This window comes from Chitinophaga rhizophila (genome assembly GCF_019492185.1).
Taxonomy (GTDB): Bacteria; Bacteroidota; Bacteroidia; order Chitinophagales; family Chitinophagaceae; genus Chitinophaga; species Chitinophaga rhizophila.
In genome coordinates this window covers 349,463-370,625 of record NZ_JAICCF010000004.1, presented here as the reverse complement: position 1 = coordinate 370,625, position 21,163 = coordinate 349,463, and the positions used below count along the sequence as shown (strand labels likewise).

Sequence of the window (21,163 nt, the reverse complement as noted above, 5' to 3'; positions counted from 1 at the left end):
CTTTTATCTATCGGTTATTTAAAATCAGCGTCTGAGAGTCCGCTGTTGATTTTAATTTCATCTACTTTGAAATCAATTTGCTGACCTCCGATCATATTTCTGATCATGAAAGGAAACTTTAAGCCACTTACCTCTCTGTAGTCGCTGGTTTCAGTTACACCTGTAGTTTCTTCACCATTACGGCTTACTTTTTTGGTCAGTAGGCCGGTGGTTACATCGTAATACAGATCAGTACTGGTGGTTTCGTCTTCTTTTACAGTAATCATGTAGTTGTCTTTGCCGTTATCGTCAGTAACGAGCGTGGGCGACAGCTGCATATCTACGCCACCTTTCAGGTAGTCCAGTTCGGGGACGAAAGCCATATTTGCTTTAATCCGCTCTTTGGAGGCAGCGTCTAATTGAATAGGGCTACCCATCTGTATAGCAGTCACGCTATCGCCATTGACGATCAGTTTACTTGCGTGTACGTTCATCATTGGGATGAACACATCCAGCAGGAACTTGTTGGGCGCTTTGATCTTTTTAGTCATCTTGATATCAGTACCTTGAACAGCGCCGGTAGCAGCGATTGTCTGGTCTTTGATTCCTTTCAGTTTATCAGCCCCGCCAATAGCCTGCAGGTACTTATTGAGGATGGTAGTTGTAGTTACGCCGGCAGGAGTTTTCTTGCTGCTACCGGTCCATACGTTGTTGGAAGGATCTATATCAGGGAAGGCTTTATCAGGGTCTATGACAACCTTTGTCAGCCTGGAATCTGAATTAAATCTGAACGTCCAGCTGCCACCACGTTGCCAGATCTCGGCAGGTAGTTTTACTGTATCTGTTTTGCCTTTGCTGTCAGTAACTGCCAGTACTACCGGCAATGCCATCTGTTCCAGGTTCTCAATGGTGATCAAGGCACCTTTTGCAGGGTCATTATTGACATATTTAACATCTTTCACCGCCTGATCGAGCTTCCAGCTGTTGAGGTACCAGCCTCTCCAGAACCAGCTCAGGTCTTCACCAGCTACATTCTCCATGGTACGGAAGAAGTCCCATGGCGTAGGATGTTTAAAGGCCCAACGCTGGATGTAGGTGCGGAAGGCGTACTCGAAGCGTTCTTTACCCAGGATATAGTCGCGCAGGATACCGAGACCCATCGCAGGTTTGTAGTATGCTGCGATACCCAGGTAGCTGCTCTGAATCACGTCAGGCGTACTCATAATAGGATCGCCGTTCATAGCACGACCCATTGACTGGCCTTGTGGTTTCTGGTAATATTCGCCATTGTTGAAAGCCTGGCTGGAACCGTCATTGATGAAGGTATTGAAGCCTTCGTCCATCCATGCGTATTTCCTTTCGTTAGAACCTACAATCATTGGGAACCAGTTATGCCCAAATTCATGGTCAGTAACACCCCATAAGCTACCACCGGTGCTTCTGTAAGAGCAGAATACAATACCAGGGTACTCCATACCTCCGACAATACCTGCTACGTTTGTAGCTACGGGATAGGTATATTCAAACCATTGTTTAGAATAAAATTCTATGGAAGCTTTCACATACTCGGTAGAACGCTGCCAGCCGTTTGCAGACTGAATACTTTCTACAGGATATACAGATTGCGCCAGGGTCTTCTTACCACTAGGTAGATTGATACGTGCAGCATCCCAGATGAAGGCAGTAGAAGCCGCCCAGGATATGTCACGGGCATTTTTACACTGGAAGCGCCAGGATACCATGCCGCTACCTGGTTTTGCATTAGCCACCTCGCTGCTGTCTTTGATCATGACAGTCTGGTCGCTATTGCGGGCTTTAGCCATCTGTGCCTGCTGTTTAGCAGTCAGTACCTGCGATTCATTAGTGAGGGCACCTGAACCGACAACTACCATTCCAGACGGAGCGGTGATGGTATAATCAAAATCACCATATTCCAGATAAAATTCTGCAGCACCCTGGTAAGGGATGGAGTTCCAGCCAAGTACATCATCATACACCTCCATACGAGGATACCACTGAGCTATTTCATACACCCAACCGTATTTAGTTTTCAAACGGCCGGTACGGTCAGTACCATATTGCGGCACTTCGTAGGAATAGTCAACATATACTTTTGCAACACCGCCTTCGGCTTTGAGTTCTTCTGGCAGGATAACCTGCATACGTGTATCTGTAACTACATACTTTACTTCAGCCTTTTTAGAGCCGATTGCAACGCTGACAGATTTGATCTTGTATCCTTCAGTATAGCTACGATTGGCGAATCTTCCGCCGCTCACCACACTGGTTGCAGCGCCACGGGAGTCTTCTTTATAGATATTCTGATCCATCTGGAGCCACAGGAAAGGTAGTTTGTCAGGGCTGTTATTTTTATAAGTGATGGTTACAGCGCCGTCAATACGATGTGTTGCAGTATCAAGTACCGCATTGATTGTATAGTCTGCCCTGTTTTGCCAGTACTTATGGCCAGGGGCGCCGGATGCACTGCGATACTCATTGCCACTGGCTGGGTAAAACAGGGGGCTGAAAACTTCATGCTGGTCGTACTTCGAGGGCGTAGTCTGTCCCACAGCAGCATTACCGAAGGAAGCCAGCAGGATACCGGAACAAAGCAGGATTTTGTTGATTGTCATTAGCGTTCTGATTTGGAAATAGCCATAAATATAGGAAAAGCGCGGTAAGCGCAAAGCGGAAAATAGGACAAAGGGCGCTAAATAATGAAGGAGTTCAAATCACATTTAAAAAATATTATATCTTTACTATCAGAACGATACATTAACCTATGAGATACTTACGGACAGGCATGGGCCTGTTTTTCCTGCTATTTGCCAGTCAGGCATCCGCACAAGCGCCTGCACAACTACCAGCAGTACAGCTGAGTGCCACATTCGCAGAGCCCGGAGAGGGATTTGATAAAGTGATCTTGTTACCCGGAGGCAACACCTGTTACCTGCATTTTGATAAGAAACAAGGTATAATCGCCAATATATTTGACAAACAGCGGGCAGTAATTGCAACAGAGACGGTGAAAGCGCAGCTGTGGAATGCTTCCGGACTGAATGACACGGAGATTGACGGTATTTTTGCTATTAATGATCAAGTAGTGATCTTTTTGCAGCAGCTGGTGAAGTACAAACCTAATCTATACAGGCTTGTATTGGACGGAAATACCGCAAAGTTGCTCAAAGAGGATAAACTTGGAGAGTTGCCGACTGTATTACACAGGGACGTAATGGTGCAGGATAACTTTGCTTCTCACGACTTCCACGTAGCAAAAGATCCTAATACAGGGCATTATGCTGTGGCGGCATTTACTGGTGGAGAGTTACAAAGAAAGGAAACACCTGCAGAAAGAGTGCAACTTTCTCATTATACACCTGACCATCAGTTGATAAGACAACAGTACTTTACTATACCGCAGCAGGAATACCCCTATCTGGCCTATCTGGATATGCTGGTTTTAGGTGGAGATAAGGTTTACCTGGCCACAGCAGGCCTTAACAATGGCAGGAAAAATAGTAAGGATACCAGTGCATTAGTGGTGATCTCGGCGTGGAGCAAATCTGAGCCCGTACTGACACATAAAACGTTATCCTATACTGCTAACTTCTCTGATATACATCTTTCCCTGCAATATGCTGCGGGCGTGAATAGTTTACAGGCCCTAGTAACGACATCTAACAACCAGACAGCTAAAACAGCTGTATCTGCTGCGTATATCAATTATCTTGATGGCAACACACTCGAACTCAAGAATTACAATGCACTCGCTACTGAAAAAGTCAGCGCCTATGCACGTGATAAGATGAAATATACCGGGTCCTATACCGGTCAGCCGCAGGCGCTGATAACCAGGAAAGATGGAAGCAGCACCGTGTTGATGGAATCTATGTCTGTATTCGCCTCTTCCGGCAGCAATTCATGGAATAAAATGCATACCAACCTGAATGACATTGGTGTAACTGAACTGGATGCAGCAGGACGCGAACAGTCAGGTTACGGTCTGATAAAAATGCAGGTAGCCAACGGCACATATGAGCCACTCTACTTCCAACGTCGTGAGAAAGGCCAATGGATGTTCCGTAACCGTATACAGGCGCTGAATACTACTCCTTACCTGTCATATAACTACCTGCCATCTGCAAAAGCGACATACATCATTTTCAATGATTACCTGGCCTATCTGGATCAGGGAGGTACCTTTCAGGATAAAAAGCCAATGCGCTATTTACACGAAGCGAATACTGTATGTTACAGATGTACGCCTGCCGGACAGGAAAGATTGTTCCTGTTTGGTACACCGGAGACGTACAAAGGATATTATTGTATGTTAGGCGCATCAGACTATAATGAGCAGCAATCCACTTATGCAACAATACTGATCACCAGAAAGGGAGAGGAGAAGAAAGCCTGCCTGGCCTGGGTGAAGTTCTAAATATCCTTCTGAGAATGGCGCTTTCATTGTCTGTCAATGGAAGCGCTATTTTTTTATAGTACAACCTCCTGCGGCTGATTTATTCCCCATAAAGCTGTAAATTCCACTCTATTATTGTCACTAAGATATCCGACAGCAATCAGCAGTAAGCTGATACCCCGTAACTATGTTCTTTATCATGTGATGCTCAGCAGCCCCCTGTTTGGTACTTATTAAAATCTTACTTAGCAAAAACCAATCTATTACATCTATGTACACGCAGCAATTGCCAGGCTTATATAGCCCTTTCCCATCCGCTTTAAATCCTTTTGTAGAGAAAGCCGACAGACACACAACAAATTGGGTAAGCAAACACCAGCTCGTCAGTAATGAGCAGCAATGGTCAGACTATCATAAACAGAAATTCACATGGATGGTAGCCAGAATGTTTCCAACCGCCGATCTTCATGCGCTGAGTATAGCTGCTGATCTAAATACGCTGCTTTTTATACTGGATGACCAGTTTGACGAACATGCAGCCGGGACAGAATCGATTAAGCAACGGGATCAGTTTGAGCACATGGTATATGCGCTGATCAGTATTATGAAGCATAACAGGCAGGTATCACTTGAAAAGGGAGGCCCGGTATTAAGTGCAGTCAGTGATTTCTGGAAACGTATAAGAAAGCTTGGTAACCTTGGCTGGCAGGTGAGATTTATAGAAAGTCTGCAGCAGGCATTCGCAGCAAATCTATGGCGTATAGAAACGGTTAGCCGCGGGCATTTGCCTACAGTAGACGACTACATGAAATGGCGTCCGTTGTTCAGTGGAGCCAGTTTCTTCGCGCATCTGCTGGAAGCCATTGAGGGCTTTACATTACCGGATTATGTGTTTCTGGACGCCACGGTTAAAAAGTTGATCAGGCTTTGCAGTAACACCATCTGTTGGGCGAATGACCTGTTTTCCTTCAATAAGGAGCTGGAGCAAGGCGACGAGATCAATCTTGTTATGTTGATCAGAAAAAGGGAAAATTGCACACTTGAGGAAGCCATCGCGGCAGCAGTAGCCATCCATGATGAACAGGTAAGACAATTTCAATATTATTCACATAGACTACCATTGTTTGGCGCTTCGACAGACGGGCAATTGGCACGGTATATAGGTGCATTGTCTGTTATGATGAAGGGTAATATAGAATGGAGTACAAAGGATACGGCGAGGTACCGGTTTACTATGCACACAGCATAAACAGGCGGACGCCCATTACTGATTATTGTGTATGATCAGTGATGGGCGTTTGCATTAATATATTTGGAGAGCGCAAGCTGTAATGTTTTGAACTCAATTGGTTTCACAAGATAATCATTCGCACCAGCCAGCAGCAGTTCTTCCCTATTTTCCTTAAAAGCGTCTCCACTGGCTATGATAACCGGAATGCCTTTCAGCATCTCGTCTGTACGTATCTGCGCCAGTGTATCCTTACCACTCAGACCAGGAATGTGGGAATCCAAAATGATAATATCTGGCCTGGATGTCCTGGCGAGTAGCAGCCCTTCCATCCCGTCAGCCGCAACGATAGTACGGGCTCCTAGTCCGCTTAAGAAGCGGGATAATATCATCTGACTCATCTTATCATCCTCAATGATCAGAATGGATGTCTCTGTTAATCCACCAGCGTGATGCACTTCCGAACCGTCAAGATCATATGGCAACTGTGCCGGAATGTCAAGTGGCAGCGTGACCGTAAAGGTGGTGCCTTTGCCCATGACGCTATAGACTTTTATATCTCCCCCCATTGTATTGGCCAGATGCCTCGTGATATGGAGCCCCAGCCCGGTTCCTTCCAGGAAAATATTCCTTTCAGTAACGAAAGCGTCAAAGATAGTGGCTTGCCTGTCAGTACGAATACCTTCTCCCTGATCGGTTACCTGCAGGCACCATTTATTTTCATCCTTGAACAGGTCTGCAGTGACAGTACTTTCCTGGGCAGTGAACTTTATAGCGTTGGATAGCAGATTGTTGAGCATTTTACTTAGCAGGACTTTATCCCCGGTAATCATCGCCGGCATATCATCAGCCACTGAGGATCGTATTCTAACAGATTTAACGCTAGCGACGTATTGATGCATGTTGACAATACCTTCCAGCCATTCCCTTACATTAATAGTGGCCAGCTGTGGGGCATCGGTTTTGCCTGCTTCAATACGGGAAAAGTCAAGTACATTATTGATAATCTCACGGGTATTGTAACTGGCGGCATACAGATGATCTGCGAGCTGCCGTATAGGAGCTAATGTCCTGTCCTGAGCAACCTTTAGCTGCAGGAGTTGACTGATGCCAAATATGGCATTTAGTGGCGTTCTGATTTCATGACTGGTTTCTCGTACGAAGACAGTTTTTGCGTCTGTAGCTTTTGCCAGTTGCGCCGTGAGTCTTTCCAGGTCTTTATTATGCGCTTTGACCTGTTTGAGCATATCCTGTACATGCAGCATTTCTCTTTTGCGCAGGCGTTCGACATTCCGGACGTAATAATAGATAACGATCAGATCCAGTAACAAGATACTTGGAATGGTCACCCATCTGATGACAAACTGAACCGGTGAATGCTCTTCAGGGGGCACGACAGGTAAGATGATCCTGTTGTACATATTGATTTCCCCTGCAAGAAATGCGAAGATTGTAATACCTATGCTTAATATGCGCATAGGTTTGTCCTTATCGAATATCAGGAGGGAGAGTCCTACCAGGAAAATGAATAATAGATGCACCTCTGTTACGCGGCCCATGATGGCGCTATAGTACTGTATGCTGATATTGTTGATAATGATCAGGGCCAGAGCGGCAGTGGTGAATTTGCCGAAGCGATTGGCAATAATGACAGCGGACAGTAATAGTGATTCGAGGATCGCTGGGGCAGACATTTGCGCGTTCCATGTCATGAAATGGCAGCCGAAGCCAAAAAGGCCTGCCATGACAGCTGTTACTAATGAAAGGGTGTTTACAATCTTCAGCGATCTTCGTCTGTCTTCGTCTGTCACTTTGCTATAGCCAGTTGTGGTGATGTGTTGAAGTAGAATCATGTACCGGGCGTTTACATTTGCGGAACATACAGATATGGACTGACTACAGGTTCTCTGCGTGTACATAGTTCCATGCTTATGTTTTCCAATTCAGATATTCGTTCTGCAAGTAGGGTTATTAATTTGGGGCTTATACTACCTGCAATTTACATACTATCAAAAATATATCACTTAGTATAGTGCGTATACTTTCAGTTTTTCTTTAGTGCGCCCATCATATTTATTTTTGTTTAAATACAATTGGTAGGTTCAGAAACCCTGCTACGATAGTACTAGGGATTCTTTCAGGGGGAACACCGGGTTGTAATATGATATTATCAGCCTTTGCAAAGAGAGTCTCGAAGGCGATTCTGGCCTCCATTCTGGCAAGCATGGCTCCGATACAGTAGTGTGCGCCATGGCCAAAGCTGACCATTCTTATGTTGTCCCTGTGGATGTCAAATTGATCCGGGTTATGAAAGACGTCGGGATCCCGGTTGGCTGCAGATAGCCAAACGTTGACCAGGTCTCCCTGACGAATAAGCTGTCCGCCCAGCTCCACGTCCATCTTAGCGATACGGCACATACTCTGAACCGGAGGTTCATAACGAAGTACTTCATTGAGGGCCGCAGGAAGATCCTCCATGTGCCGGCGCAGGTGTGCTTGAATGCCAGGTACTGTAGCAAAGGTATACATAGCATTAGCCAGGAACCCATTAGTAGTCTCATTGCCAGCTATAAGCAACGCAATACAGAACGCCAATGTATCGGGCATACTAAGCCGTTCCCCGTCTATTTCAGCCTGTAATAGATGTGATATAAGGTCAGCCTGCGGCGCTTTTGCCCGCTCTTGCAGCAGATTCATAAACAGATTCCCCATGTCCTGTTGCGCTTTAAAATATGCGTCCATACCAATTATAGCAGGATCACCGGAGATGGCATTTATCCAGGCGTTCACTTGGTCATGATCCTGATTAGGGATCCCAAGGAGCTGGGCGGTAACGCGACCGGGTAGTGGTATCGAAAACTCTTTGACAAAGTCCATTTCACCTTTCTTAATGGCTGTCTCAAGCAGGTTTTCACATTCCCGGTATATCCAGGTTTCAAGTTTACTGATAATAGCAGGGGAGAAAGCTTTACTTACCAATGCACGTAGCTGCCGGTGTCGGGGAGGATCTGTCTGATTTAAATTACTGCCAAGCAGGTTATCGTCTGACTTGGGCATATATTCATTGGAAAATACTTCATAATCACTTAGTACGCGTTGTACATCTTTGTGCCGGAACACCTGCCAGGCTCCTTGCCCCCCAAAATAGAACCTGAATGTGGAATCGAAATAAATAGCCTGCTCATTCCGCAACTCCAGTGCGGATGTATGAGGTTTTAGCGTAAATGAAGTCATACAATCTTTCAGTTGTAAAGGATAGATAATGGTTTGTTGCGATAAAATGAATAAGATAAGATTAAAACTGTGGTGCCAGATAATAGCTAGTGAACATACACGGCTGTAAAATAGGGTAATGCGCTGAGGAAATAGTTAACTCGTTGTTAATGAGTAAATTTTCCGTTCTGAAAGAAAAGGTTTCAAAAAAAGACAATAGATTGCCGGTATAATACCACTTTATGAGATGCTATTTATTGATTGCGGGAATTATGCTCTCCTGCTCTTATGCCTGTCAGCAAAGCACATCATCTTCAGCCACGCGAGATCCTTATGCATTGGCTGATACCGCTGACTACAAACTGACGCAGACATTGCAAGGGCAGGGAGGCGTATTTCTGCGGACCGAAGTATATACCAATCATAATGATACTTCGCTTTCCTACGTAAAGGTGTTCAATTACAACCAGCAGATTGCAGCCGTTCAGTTCTATAAGCATGATAAGAAACACGGCCCGACCATCACCTATGACGATAAGGGACGGAGACAACTGGGTACGTATTACCGGAATGACACAGTTATAGACATGCATCCGTTCAATCAATAAATTTCCGTAAATTCATTTATAGTGATTTACTGATCCTCTATCATAAAAAAGCCCCGTATACTGCTTGTATACGGGGCTTTTTGCATGTATATTACCATGTTGTTACATCACATCCCACCATGGTTTCTCTCCAGTTTCACCACTGTCCTGCGCAGGAGGCACAACTGGCGGAATAACGATCTGTCCTGTAGACGAAGCCCGTGTCTGACTTTTGATATCCGTTCTTCCTAGCAAAACCTGCCACTTAGTTTTTAGTTGTTGACCTGCCTCAGGTTTTACCATCTGCACATAATTTATATACCCTTCGATGCTGCTGACGATATTTCCTTTGCCCCATTGTTTGCCTTCAATGCCGGAAACGGAGATCTGGTGCAGCAGTGCTCTGAACTTCCTGAGCGTTTCTCGGTCAATGCTGAGCTTTTCATTCACCACAACACCAGTCACTTCTCTTTTATCACCTTTGCGCATCACCTTTAGCTTATCAGGATGGACCACAAAGCCTTCTTCTTTTACTACCTGTTTAACACCCCATATCAATTTGCCGGCATCATTGGCGGCTGCTTCTTTCGCAGAGAAAGTCATATCGTCTGCATAGCGTGTATAAGTATAGTTGAAACGACGGGCCAGCCCTTCAAACCTCCTATCCAGCTTGTAACAGATTATATTCGTAATGGCAGGACTGCAGGGTGCACCCTGTGGAAGGTGACGGGCAGATGTAGCCACATGGTAGTCTTTGCCATCCAAGTTGACTGGCTCCATTTCCGGTTCTGTACATAATAATCCCAGAATTGTGGAAACCTGTTCGCTATAGCCCAAGTTGCAGAACATTCCTTTAACCCTGTTATAAGCAACGGTTGGGAAGAAGTCGCGCAGGTCTATATTTATAACAATGTCTTGTCCCACATGGTTAGCCGCATTTGTCACAATAGACTTGCCGGGTACGAAGCCATGTGCAGCATCACTGTGTTTTACCTTGTAGAGTATATTTTCGAGAATCCAGTATTGAGCTGCCTTTAGTTGCGGCATAGGAGCGGATATTAGTCTGCGTCCTCCGGATTTCTTTGGAATATAAAAGCGCTTGTAGTGAGTAACTGTAGCTACTTTTCTATCAAAGGAGAGGAACCGTAGTTTCCCCAATGTAATTCCCATTGCTTCAGCCAGTGCTGCGCCATCATGATAAATGGGAAGTCCGGCGGCGCGCAGCTTTGCTTCATCTGAGAGTACTTTATTTAAACCTGCAGAAACCTCTTCACCGAGATAGACAATATTCTTTTCTTTTTCAATCGCCCATTTTGCTGCTTTTTCTTTACGCTTTTCTTCATTGCGTAACTTGGTTGCAGCTCTTTTAGCTTTAGCTGCCTCCATACGCTGTTTGCGTATTTCATTCAGCATTTGCTCCCGATGGCGGTACCGGTGTTTCTCTTCCATCAGCTTATTAAGCTCACGGCGTAATTCACCTTCCCTGCGTATCAACATCTCCGAAGGAGAGGGCATTGCTGTATTTTTTGTCCAGAAACCGAGGCGGGTCATCTCCTCGAGAATAAATTCTTCTTTGGAGGATGCTCTGATACGGTCATATAATTGCTGACGCGTCAATCCTTCTGCCATATTCTTTCAGACGGTTTATTGCTGATAAAAGATAGTTCGTTGATAATATGAAACGGAGAAAGAGAAGGAGAGAAGAGGTTAAGCAACAGAAACAATGTAAAGAGGAAACGGCCTTCGTGCAAGCCATTGACTAAATCAATCAACTCCAGGACGGGGCGTACCTACTGGTGATTTGGAGCCCCCGGGGCTAGTACCGTAAATCACTAGTAGGTACGCCCCGTCCAAAGTAAAGATTGCATTTAGTGAAGCATGATAAAGTCATGTTACCTGAGTGACGAAACATCACTCTTCCTGAAACCAGGCGCAAGTGCAATCAATTTCCTCTTTACAAAGAACTTTCGTTATTCTGCGCCTAAAGATATAGAGATTTATTTAAACAAAAAATATGTATCTACTTTTTATTCTGACTATCTCCGGCACTCTTTCTCTTTTCCGCTTATGCTTTGTCGTTATTCTTTTGTTGCTCGTAGGTCATACGTAAGGCCAGCATATGCTCGCACGGACCTTTGTACAGCTTATTCGTCACATAGTCATAACAATCACAATGGGCTGTACTCATCCTTTCATCTCCGTCTATTACAATTACGGGGTGGTAGGTACGACGCGCTGCCGTAAGCTGTCCTTCTATCTGTAAGCCGACGCCAGGTACCTGCTGCGCAGACAGTGTAATCTTACCTTCTCTGACCAGGCGTGTAGCCGATTCCTCTTTTGGATTGGAAAACCGGAGCTGCTCCAGCGGCAATGGCTCCCTGCTTAATTCACGCAGACGGTAAAAGCCAGTATGCAGATCATAAATCACTTTACCAGCTTGTGTATATATACCCAACGCTGCAAGGACTGAGGGGAGTGGTTGCCCTGTTTTTGCAGCAATCTCTTCTCCGGTTCCCATCCATGATTGTTGTAGTTCATTGTATACAAGCTGCTTCGTAACATCGCTAACTTCTGCTCTCGGCGCCATCAGATCAAACTGCCCCGCACGTGACCAATCGTTGGCTGTCCATCCGGAAAGCCCTAATGTAAACTGCATGTCTCCCAGATCAGCCACATAGAACGATGGAAGACCACTGCCTGTCAGATGTACCGTGAACTTTTTAGCAACAGGAATCAGACGCTCGAGTATCAGCAGGCGACGGCGGCCCCATATACGGATTTCCCTGCGTTGAGGGCCTGTATATATTGAACGTGCACAGACGATCTCTTTATTCCAAGGCTCAAAAATGGCTTTTACCGGCTTACCTGGTTCAAGCATAAACTTAATAGACCGGGGACCTTTCTTTTCTTTGAACCGGCGTAGCCAGCTGCAGAAATTATATACATCCATAGGATGCAGGTCAAAGGTAGCAGCAGGCAATGTCATTGCTGAACTGACCTGTAAAAAGCCGCGTATCCAGCTGTCAGGAAGATCTATCTTTACTTCCCTGAACATTTCTTCCTGCGTTGTCTGCACGGAGAATCCGCCCGGATCGACAGAAAAGGTTGTTTCCTTATAATCACGGATCTTCTGAAACTCATTATAAAGGTTAGCTGAGTAGTCAATGTTGGTTGTACCACATTTAAACTCATTCACTTCTTTAAATACATTGTAGCTGGCGCTTAGTTTACCATAGGCTGACTCATCCTGGCTAAAGCACTCAAAAAAGATCTCATCCGGGTGGACGCTGATAACAGGGTCTAAGACAAACCAGGCATCTCTGTCTTTTTGATAGAGATAGTCAAAGTAAGCGCGGCGTGCCTTATAGAATGGGGCCATTACCTTCTCCTTTTCATTGTAGATGCCGTTCAGCTCATTGCGGAGTGCTTTCATCTGCTCTTCGGCTGCTGCGGCGTCGTATTGTCCCATGGCTTCTGCCAGCCAGACAGATTCCTGCTGGGCAGCCCACTCTTTATAGGCGGTTTTATCCTTAGGTTTGAAACGGAGATCAGACACCACCACATCATGTAAAGCTGAAATAGCTTCACGGAAAGCGATCTTCTTACGGAGTTTGCCATTGAAGAAGGTAGGCTCCCTATGTGTATCGGGGGCAAAAGAAATACCCGCCGAGGTGGCATTACTATATACCTCTGATTGCCCGCTATATCTATAATTAAATAACATCCTTCAGGGTTTAATATTGTTTCGTTGGAATTTCAGAAAAGCGCACTGGTAGCAAAACATCAGGGTAGGCCTGGTGAATGTTACGCATGATGGCAATACAACGAGCTTTGTCGCCAATTGCTACTGTCGCTGAAATATCTGTGATGATGCTGCCTATGTATGTAGCTGCTTCGGCTGACTTTACGGCTTCCTTCTCCAGAAAGTTAAAGATCCTTTCTTTTGCTACACGTGCTTTATTCACTCTGGACAATACAGATCTGAAGTAGTGCTCAAGTTCACGGAGATAGACCAGATTGCCTGTAGCGTAAGTCTCCAGGTAGTTGGTAGCAAACAGCTGCATGGAAACAGTAGGATGCTGGCTCAGCTTCTGCAGATAGGCTGGGCCATCTTCATCACGGAAGAACCTTGTAAGTAACTCCCGACCAAATGCCTGTACCAATGGATTGACACTGTCAGCTATGGCAACCAGTGACTCCGGAGACCAGTCGCTTTCCTGGAACTGTGTACGGAAGAAGTTAGCAGCGAAGCTTCGGGTATCCTCCCAGGTGGCGTCTAACATTGCAACGGCGTCATCTCTTTCATAACGGATGCGGGCAGTATGCTGTTCAAAGAAACGCCAGCTCCATTCCCTTACTGCCTGCAATTCATGATTACCTGCAGCAATTACTTGTTTGATTGTCAGATTTTCAGCCGGGATATACTTCTCTAATACTAATACACCAAAAGCCTGAGCCGGACGATAGTTGGAGTATAACAAACGTAATGCAGTTGCCTGATCTACATCCTGCAGATGAGACACTAGTTCATTACTTAACAGATGCCCAAGGTCAGTATGTATGCCTTCTGAGGTTTCCTTACGCATTAGCATTGGCACAAGCTCGTTTACCAGCCATATGGCCAGTGATGCCTGTTGTATAGCCAGCTTTTTGATCAAAGGCCTGATAGCAACGCGTACATCTCCATATGGAGATGTACAACAATATAATAACAGTCCCTGCCGTTTGGCAAGCTCGGTTTCACTGATTGCTGATAGAATATCTACGCCAGCGCTTCGTACAGGCTCATAGGTATTTTCCAACAGTCCCAGTAACAGGCTGTCAGTGATATGATCCAGTGTAAACTGTTGTTTCTTCAGCAATAGTACACGCGCTGCAAAAGCCTGTGCAGCGGGTAGATTACCATGCAGCAAATCTTCTATAATAGTAAAATCCAGGTGTACCAATGCGCTACCAAAATGCTGTTCCAGCAAGCGGCTACCAGCTGTCAGGGTATCATTGGTAACGTCGTCTGCCTCTCTAAATGACATTATGTAGGCTATAGACTTGCCTGCCAATAGCCTGACCTTTTCTTCCGACAGTACTGCTTTTGGTAGCTGCTGCGCTGCAAACTCCCGTACATCAGCATTCGGACAAAAGATCATGTCCCGTATAAAATCGACATCTGCCAGGCAGATATCCGGGTGGGCGGCCGCCCACTCCATACCTTGCTGACGTGCCTCTGCCGAGATGCTATAGAATAATGCCTGGATAATAGGCAATGATGGTGCATTTATATCAAACTTTTCCCTGGCTACCTGCAGGCCATAATCCTGTGGTATTCTGAACGGGTTTGCCAACAGCGCACGTACAACATTTGCATCCATGCGTGCTTTGAGTGTGTTATACTCAGGATGATGAAGCAACTGATTAAGTGCAAATTCATGTATTTCATCCATTCGGCCTTTGATCAGCAGCTGCAAAAATGCCTGTGGCAGCTGTTGCCATAAATGCAGGAACGGTACTTCGCTTTCGCTATTAGTATCATTTTGGGCAACCGGCTCACCGGAAGCAGCTGGCTGATTATCCGGTCGTTTAGGCGCACGGAACATCCAGGAAACTTTTTGCAACAGACCTTCACCCTTTGCTGATGACTCCTGCGTTGGAGCAGGAGGTGCAGCTGGAGGGACAGTACGCGACCAGATTGTGCGGGATGTATTCAGTACCAGGGCTTTGTTGTTTCCCTGTAGTATATAATGCAACAACACAGCTCCTGCATTGGCAGGAAATTCGGTTGTAACATGTTGGTAGGAACCGCTATTAGAGTTCCAGAGGTAGTTACTTGTGCTAAAAGCAGCCTTATTGTGTTTTGCCGCATCATATCTTAACAGCAATGCAGTAGCCAGTCTTACATACTGGATATCATTCTGTTTGCCCATTTGCTGTATCCGGCGTAATACACGTCGGCGGAGATAAAGACGCGTAAGCTTCGTATAAGCACGACTGCTGTTACGGGCATATGGGTCACTCTTATTATCTTCCTCACGCTCAAATCGTTCAGCCAATAAAGCTACTAATTCAAAATCATCCCTCAGTTCGGCCTGTTTGAATAAGTGGCGCACATGCTGGAAGTAATTTCTTTTAAATGGCAACGTTGTGATGAACTGTAATAACACGTCACGTACCAGCGGATTCGCAATGCTGACTATATACAGTTCCTCCAGAATAGTATATGACTGTTGTACTAAAACCTTTACCCGCTCCTGCAGCAGTTGCTGTATGCGCGTTTTATCGCCGGACTGTATAGCCGTCTGGAAATCAGGATCTATGCCTTTCTCAAACTGAGATATGTACTCCTTACGGGCTTCTTCAGGCAACAGGAGTAATAACGAATGTACCGCTATCTGGCGTTGATAATATGGATATGAGCTGTTTTCGGCATATGCTTTCAGCGTGGATGCGTCACCTTCACTACCACAGCGGCCCAATGCCCAAAGTGAAGCATAACGCTGCATGGCGTTTTCCCGCTCTATCAGCTTCGCAATAAAAGGTGCAGCCTCTTTAATACGCAACTCTCCAGCCTTCCAGATCACCCGGGAGGTCTTCCATTCAGTTTTAAACTTTGAATTTCTTTTCAGGGCGTAATCGAGACGCTTAAGAATAGCTATGTGCACAGGATCAGTAACACCTGATGTATCAGGCGCTACAAATTCAGCTACCGGACCTGCATCCTGTTCGGCAGCATATCCTTTCGAACGTTTTTCCTTTTCAAGGGCATCATAGAGCACCGTAGCTGCTGGTAAATCTACAGGCGTTACAGTTTTACTGCCTTCTTTCAAAGTTCCACCCCGCTTACCATAGCGGAAATTAACGACGTATTGTCCGGGGCCAACTTCACATAGATCAATCTCATAAGTCTTGTCCGAATTCCCCTCTCTGAAAAAAAGCTTCGTTTGCTTTATAAATCGCATGAGCTAACAACATTAAAGACAGGGCCAAAATAGACAATTATTTTTAATATCTAAGTACTATTTCTTATTCCACACTAACTTTCATGACTACCTTTTTTACCTTCACAGGATCGGCTATCTTAATATTCGGCATGTGCAGGTCTGTTGGGAAAAAGATGGCAAACATGCCATGTTGTAGTTTGGAAAAGAAGGCAGGTGCTTCTGACCACAACATAAAATCTTCAGTATCGCTGTAGGGCTTCGAGGGTTGTTGTTGGCTTAAAAAGTCATGTCCTATAAGTTCTTCGCCACTCACGATATATTGGATGTCTATATACTTCCTGTGAGACTCCATTTGCTCGCCGGTTGTTGGGATGGTATCATACTCATTTACAATTGCTACTATAGCACTGCCATCAATCTCGTAATGTCCCTTCTCAACCTTTGAGAAATCAGTTTCCTGCAAATATTGAAAGGCTTTTATAAACCTGGTTCCCAGTCCGTGATACAGGGCGGCATTCTGTAAGGTATCTATAATCATGTTCGTATATTATAAGGGGGAAGATACAATCTAATATGAAAAAACATAAATGATTGTAGAAGAACGCAGCCATAGAAGCTGGGACTGACTAGGATGCCAGCAAATGATGGGCATTTCATAAGGTACAAGCTGGCCTCTACAAGTGTTTCAGTCTACGGCCTTTGAGCCAGGCATCAGGTATTATCAATACAACAGTAAATGGCAAGGATACAGCAACAGGTATTTGAGGCAGTAATAAATAGTGTAAAGCATCGGTATCGGATTTTCGGGTATAAGGCATAAAGGAGTTCATAGCCGTCAAAGACTATCATAGATATACAGTGTATAACAGGAGCGGGGAGAGGCTGAAAAAGTGACATTGGGGATAGCTAGTACTTGCATAGCAAATTTAAGATTGTCATAGGCGACAGCTATTACTGAAAAAGCCAAATTTTAGTGGGAGAGAGGACGCTCCGCACAGAACGGCCTCATACTCCGGCGATTAATGATGTGGTACTTTAAGAAAGTTTTTTGATTCGCGCCGCGAATATGCTTTGAGCAGTACCCACTTACAGCATACTTAATTGCAAAGCAGGTTATTGTTGCTATAAAATTGGCTTGTAAATTAAGGTCAACTATCACCAGTCCAGGCAGTTCATTTCGATATCGGAGAGCCCCACTGGTTTTCAGCCGCCTACCTCATGATTTAAGATCATCAGTAATGTCAATTAATAGACAAAACAGGCTTTTCACAAGGGAAATACTGACTGTCTGCGTCAGCTTCCGTACCCTAAACATCTCCCAGTTGTATATCAGAACCGCCAGGTAGATCTTCTCCTTTTCGACAAACAATTAATGCGCTGCGTACCCGGTGAGCGGTTATTCTCAATTCGTACGACAGTAATACTGTAAATAGCTAGCTGATAGTCAACACAACTCCTCCGAACTGCGCTAATACACTTCTGTGCCCCCAAGCGCCTGCACAAATTCGCGTAATAAGACCTTTTTAGGCATTCCTGCTTACGTAGCATCATAAGCCATCCATTCGGAGATCATCGTGTAAAAGCCTTTAAATAACCCGCAAATGGCCTTTTTGAGTCTGCCTGCCGCACACCTCGCAATAGCAACTTTTAATAAGAAATAAGCAAAAGGGAAGCATTTGAAAGAATACTACTTAACATAATATAAATTATACGTTTTATTTTAAGCACCAGAAATAAATCTTAAATATATAACGAACCTGGCGGATCCTACCGAGCTGAACATTCATAGATAACAACTATCTAACAAAAAATTCCCCAGTACCAGCCGATATAAACGAGGAATACAGGCGATACTGGGGAAACAGTCCCTTAAAATCCATGGCCGAAGCCAGTAGAAGCAACTTCTCCGTCAGCTACGTATAGCGGAGAAGCACGTACATGGCGAAAATGCCCAACGCGGATTTTCAGGTAATTTGTTTATAAAACTGCTGGAGCAAATAGCAGCAGGAGATCCACCGATTAAAAACGAAAGCGTAAACCCAGATTACCTCCAAGGCCACCGATGTTAATGTAGGACTTAAGGTCATTCGCAGGTTTATTGTCGTCTTTGTAACTAACTTCCGCACCTGACTGGCCGGTCGGAGTATTAGAACTCTGGTCGAGGGTAGTGACATATTTGGTGTGTCTTTCAGCGGTAGATAAGTCGTCCAGGCCACGCTGCTGGGTAGAAATAACACTGCCATTAGCAGGATTCAGCACTCTAACTGTCTCATCGTAACTTGTAACTTCTTTTTCTTTACTGCGAACAGGGATGTTCCGGTATTCCGCCTCCACAAAGATATCCATCTTCTTTGCCACAGGGAAGGCAACACCCATAGCGCCCTGGAAACCCAAAGTAACATTTGGCTTCACCTTTTCCTCACGGTGTACCGTTAGCTGGGTCGCCACTGGTTGTCCGCCGACAGTTGCCTGTCCACTACGGCTAGCGTCTGTCTCTATATACAGATTTCCCCATAATGGTACAACCAACCCAAAACGAACGTAGGGATTGACCTTTGCAAATCCTGGACTGATCGACACACCAGGCGCGAAATCTATGGCGTTTACATATCCGTGCGACTCCACCTTGCCGACGGTCTGCGTTGTATTAATGACTGTCGTGACTTCACGCGTCATCAGGTTCGTTTTACTACGGTAATAATTAAACGTTCCTTCAATGGCAATATACTTATTGATGTTCCAGCCGAAGGAGAGTCCTCCTCTCCCACCAGCTCCATACGAACCGGTCAAAACCTTTTCTGAAACAGTTGCTGAATTGCCTGTCGCGGGATTATACACCAGCTGTTCATCATGTGGCTCGTAGCTGCCAACTTTGGGAAACTGTCCCGGGAACACACTGAAATAATAACCGCCTGCAACTTTTAGATAAAATTTAGAGGGTGATGATGCCTCCTGTGCCTTGATGGTTTGGGTGGACACAATAGCGCAAAGCGCGCAGAATAGGGCTGCACTTTTTTTCATAATGGAATTTTTGGATCAACTTTATTGAAAGTTCAGAGCACAATTAACGTGCCCGATGATGAGGAAACCGTACTAGAAAGCTTCTGCCAGAGAGAGATACAGGCCAGACTGACGTTCCTCTCCCCTACGCTTTTCACCCCATGCATAGTCCATACGTATAGTCAGCCTTGCGCCTTCGTCGTAAAACCAGCGCACACCCAGCCCGTAGGTGGGTTTGAAGTGCGACATTCCAATGTCCTTATTATTAAATACAGCGCCCGAACCACCGAATGCAGCCAATGCAAATTTCGGCACCATATGCAGGAACCAGATATTAACAGGAATCCTGGGTTCAAGGAAATACCGGTATTCCACCTGTCCGGCGAGGTAGTTCTGATCTCTGTAACGACCTGTATAATAACCACGCATTATCTGATCATTCCCCATTTCCGGCAACAGGTAAAACGGTAAACTGCTACCCTGTAATGAATTAAACAATCCATTGAAGCCTATCGTGCTCCTTGGAGAAATTGGTACAAAGTGACGCAGTTGCCCATCAAACTTCCACAATGCATGTTTGCTGAGAAAGCCCGGGGCAAATGCAACATTCAAACGCACCCAGGTACCTTTACGTGTATAGTTCTGGTTATCCCGGTTGTCATAGATCCCTGTGGCTCCAATAAAAGTGACATAACCGCCATCTTTATCTACTAATGGCATATCAGGATATACACCCTTCGTCTCTCTCGCCTTATAAGTATCATGCTGATACAGGAAAGACATACCGGCGTAGAAGTTTCCTCCAACGCGGCGTTCTCCTTCAAGCTGTACTTTGTACCGCTTATTATCCAGCAGCGTAGCCCCTGCTTTACGCGTGGTATCTCCTAAACCATAGAAGTTGATGGGGAAGTCATGATATCTCAGATTACTTCTGAAATGCCAGTTGTTGGCATCTGCCCAGATATCTGTCTTCAGATCTATTTTAAACTGCCGTTCCGTAGTAACAGCTGGAATAAGATTAATCGTGGAGTTGCGTAGAACCGGATCTTTGGATGTATAGAATGAGTATAACATGGCAGCGCCCACTTCCACGCCTTTTTCAGGCGAGATACCTAAGACCGGCAATGGAAAGAAGCTGCGCTTATGCACAACTGCGGTATCCTCCATCCGTGGCTTTATGGTATCCTGCAATGGGGTTTGTGCTGCCAGTACCTGGCTACATACCAATAATATAGTCGTGTAAATTATGTTCTTTTGCATACTCATCCGGGATGCAAAGAAACAACTTTTATCCTATTTTCGGTCACTGTGTCCAAGGCTCTTTTCAGGCGCTACCTTGTCCCTGACTACCTGCTTAACTTCTTTTATGTCAGGGAAATGGCCTAACTCTTTCCTGTTAATCACTGCAATACCATCTACATAAACAATGTAACTGCCGTTAACTTCACTAGGTTGCAGCGTCACACTATAAATATCTTCTGCAAACGTAGTCAGCAGTTCCTGGGCCATCCAGGCTGCCCGCATCATCCAACCACATTTCGGGCAATACTCAATAGTTACCGTAGGCTTCATCTGTAAATTAGTTATAGATACATGAAATGTCTCCGCAATGTAGTAATTCTTTCTGCCAATATTACTAGCTAAGGTACGAACCAGCCTTGTACACTCCTTAGATGAGTAATATACAACCCACTGAAAGGCTCAACAATTGACTATCTTGCGCGTTATACAGATTTGCATTTCTTTTTTATATAATTTTAGCGCAGCATTCAGGTTACCCATAAAGTACGTTTGTGCAGACAACTAGTCT

13 protein-coding genes are annotated in these 21,163 nt (G+C 45.1%); 3 read left to right on the top strand and 10 right to left on the bottom strand.

Annotated features, from left to right (window positions below):
* Nucleotides 1–14 precede the first annotated feature (14 nt).
* On the bottom strand, nucleotides 15–2,612 hold the full coding sequence (locus tag K1Y79_RS21560; protein WP_220252267.1) for a M1 family metallopeptidase: 2,598 nt from the start codon (nucleotides 2,610–2,612) through the stop codon (nucleotides 15–17).
* A gap of 149 nt (nucleotides 2,613–2,761) precedes the next feature.
* Between K1Y79_RS21560 and K1Y79_RS21555 the strand changes: the two genes are divergently transcribed.
* Nucleotides 2,762–4,414, top strand: coding sequence for a hypothetical protein (locus K1Y79_RS21555; protein WP_220252266.1), 1,653 nt, complete (start codon nucleotides 2,762–2,764; stop codon nucleotides 4,412–4,414).
* A gap of 250 nt (nucleotides 4,415–4,664) precedes the next feature.
* Nucleotides 4,665–5,642 (top strand): terpene synthase family protein, encoded by a 978-nt coding sequence (locus K1Y79_RS21550; protein WP_220252265.1) that lies wholly within the window; start codon nucleotides 4,665–4,667, stop codon nucleotides 5,640–5,642.
* 35 nt (nucleotides 5,643–5,677) lie between these two features.
* Here the strand turns inward: K1Y79_RS21550 and K1Y79_RS21545 are convergent, their stop codons facing one another.
* Both K1Y79_RS21545 and K1Y79_RS21540 read right to left on the bottom strand, forming a co-directional pair.
* Nucleotides 5,678–7,474 carry an ATP-binding protein gene (locus K1Y79_RS21545; RefSeq protein WP_220252264.1) on the bottom strand — a complete coding sequence of 599 codons (1,797 nt, stop codon included), beginning with the start codon at nucleotides 7,472–7,474 and terminating at the stop codon, nucleotides 5,678–5,680.
* A gap of 220 nt (nucleotides 7,475–7,694) precedes the next feature.
* Complete coding sequence (locus tag K1Y79_RS21540; protein ID WP_220252263.1) at nucleotides 7,695–8,855, bottom strand: cytochrome P450; 1,161 nt, start codon at nucleotides 8,853–8,855, stop codon at nucleotides 7,695–7,697.
* Nucleotides 8,856–9,076: 221 nt separating this feature from the next.
* On the opposite strand from K1Y79_RS21540, the gene K1Y79_RS21535 reads away from it, so the two are divergent.
* Nucleotides 9,077–9,442 carry a toxin-antitoxin system YwqK family antitoxin gene (locus K1Y79_RS21535; RefSeq protein ID WP_220252262.1) on the top strand — a complete coding sequence of 122 codons (366 nt, stop codon included), beginning with the start codon at nucleotides 9,077–9,079 and terminating at the stop codon, nucleotides 9,440–9,442.
* Nucleotides 9,443–9,544: 102 nt separating this feature from the next.
* Here the strand turns inward: K1Y79_RS21535 and K1Y79_RS21530 are convergent, their stop codons facing one another.
* The 7 genes from K1Y79_RS21530 to K1Y79_RS21500 all read right to left on the bottom strand — a co-directional run bounded on the left by K1Y79_RS21530 (nucleotide 9,545) and on the right by K1Y79_RS21500 (nucleotide 20,925).
* Nucleotides 9,545–11,050 (bottom strand): reverse transcriptase family protein, encoded by a 1,506-nt coding sequence (locus K1Y79_RS21530; protein WP_220252261.1) that lies wholly within the window; start codon nucleotides 11,048–11,050, stop codon nucleotides 9,545–9,547.
* Between the two features lie 436 nt (nucleotides 11,051–11,486).
* Nucleotides 11,487–13,145, bottom strand: a complete 1,659-nt coding sequence (locus K1Y79_RS21525) for an SWIM zinc finger family protein (protein ID WP_220252260.1) — start codon at nucleotides 13,143–13,145, stop codon at nucleotides 11,487–11,489.
* A 10-nt stretch (nucleotides 13,146–13,155) separates the two neighbouring features.
* Nucleotides 13,156–16,371, bottom strand: coding sequence for a hypothetical protein (locus K1Y79_RS21520; protein ID WP_220252259.1), 3,216 nt, complete (start codon nucleotides 16,369–16,371; stop codon nucleotides 13,156–13,158).
* 64 nt (nucleotides 16,372–16,435) lie between these two features.
* Nucleotides 16,436–16,891, bottom strand: coding sequence for a YhcH/YjgK/YiaL family protein (locus tag K1Y79_RS21515; RefSeq protein WP_220252258.1), 456 nt, complete (start codon nucleotides 16,889–16,891; stop codon nucleotides 16,436–16,438).
* A 1,481-nt stretch (nucleotides 16,892–18,372) separates the two neighbouring features.
* A complete protein-coding gene (locus K1Y79_RS21510; protein WP_220252257.1) occupies nucleotides 18,373–19,374 on the bottom strand; it encodes an outer membrane beta-barrel protein in 1,002 nt (333 codons plus the stop codon).
* A 72-nt stretch (nucleotides 19,375–19,446) separates the two neighbouring features.
* On the bottom strand, nucleotides 19,447–20,613 hold the full coding sequence (locus tag K1Y79_RS21505; RefSeq protein WP_220252256.1) for a BamA/TamA family outer membrane protein: 1,167 nt from the start codon (nucleotides 20,611–20,613) through the stop codon (nucleotides 19,447–19,449).
* Between the two features lie 33 nt (nucleotides 20,614–20,646).
* Complete coding sequence (locus K1Y79_RS21500; RefSeq protein WP_220252255.1) at nucleotides 20,647–20,925, bottom strand: SelT/SelW/SelH family protein; 279 nt, start codon at nucleotides 20,923–20,925, stop codon at nucleotides 20,647–20,649.
* Nucleotides 20,926–21,163: the final 238 nt, after the last annotated feature.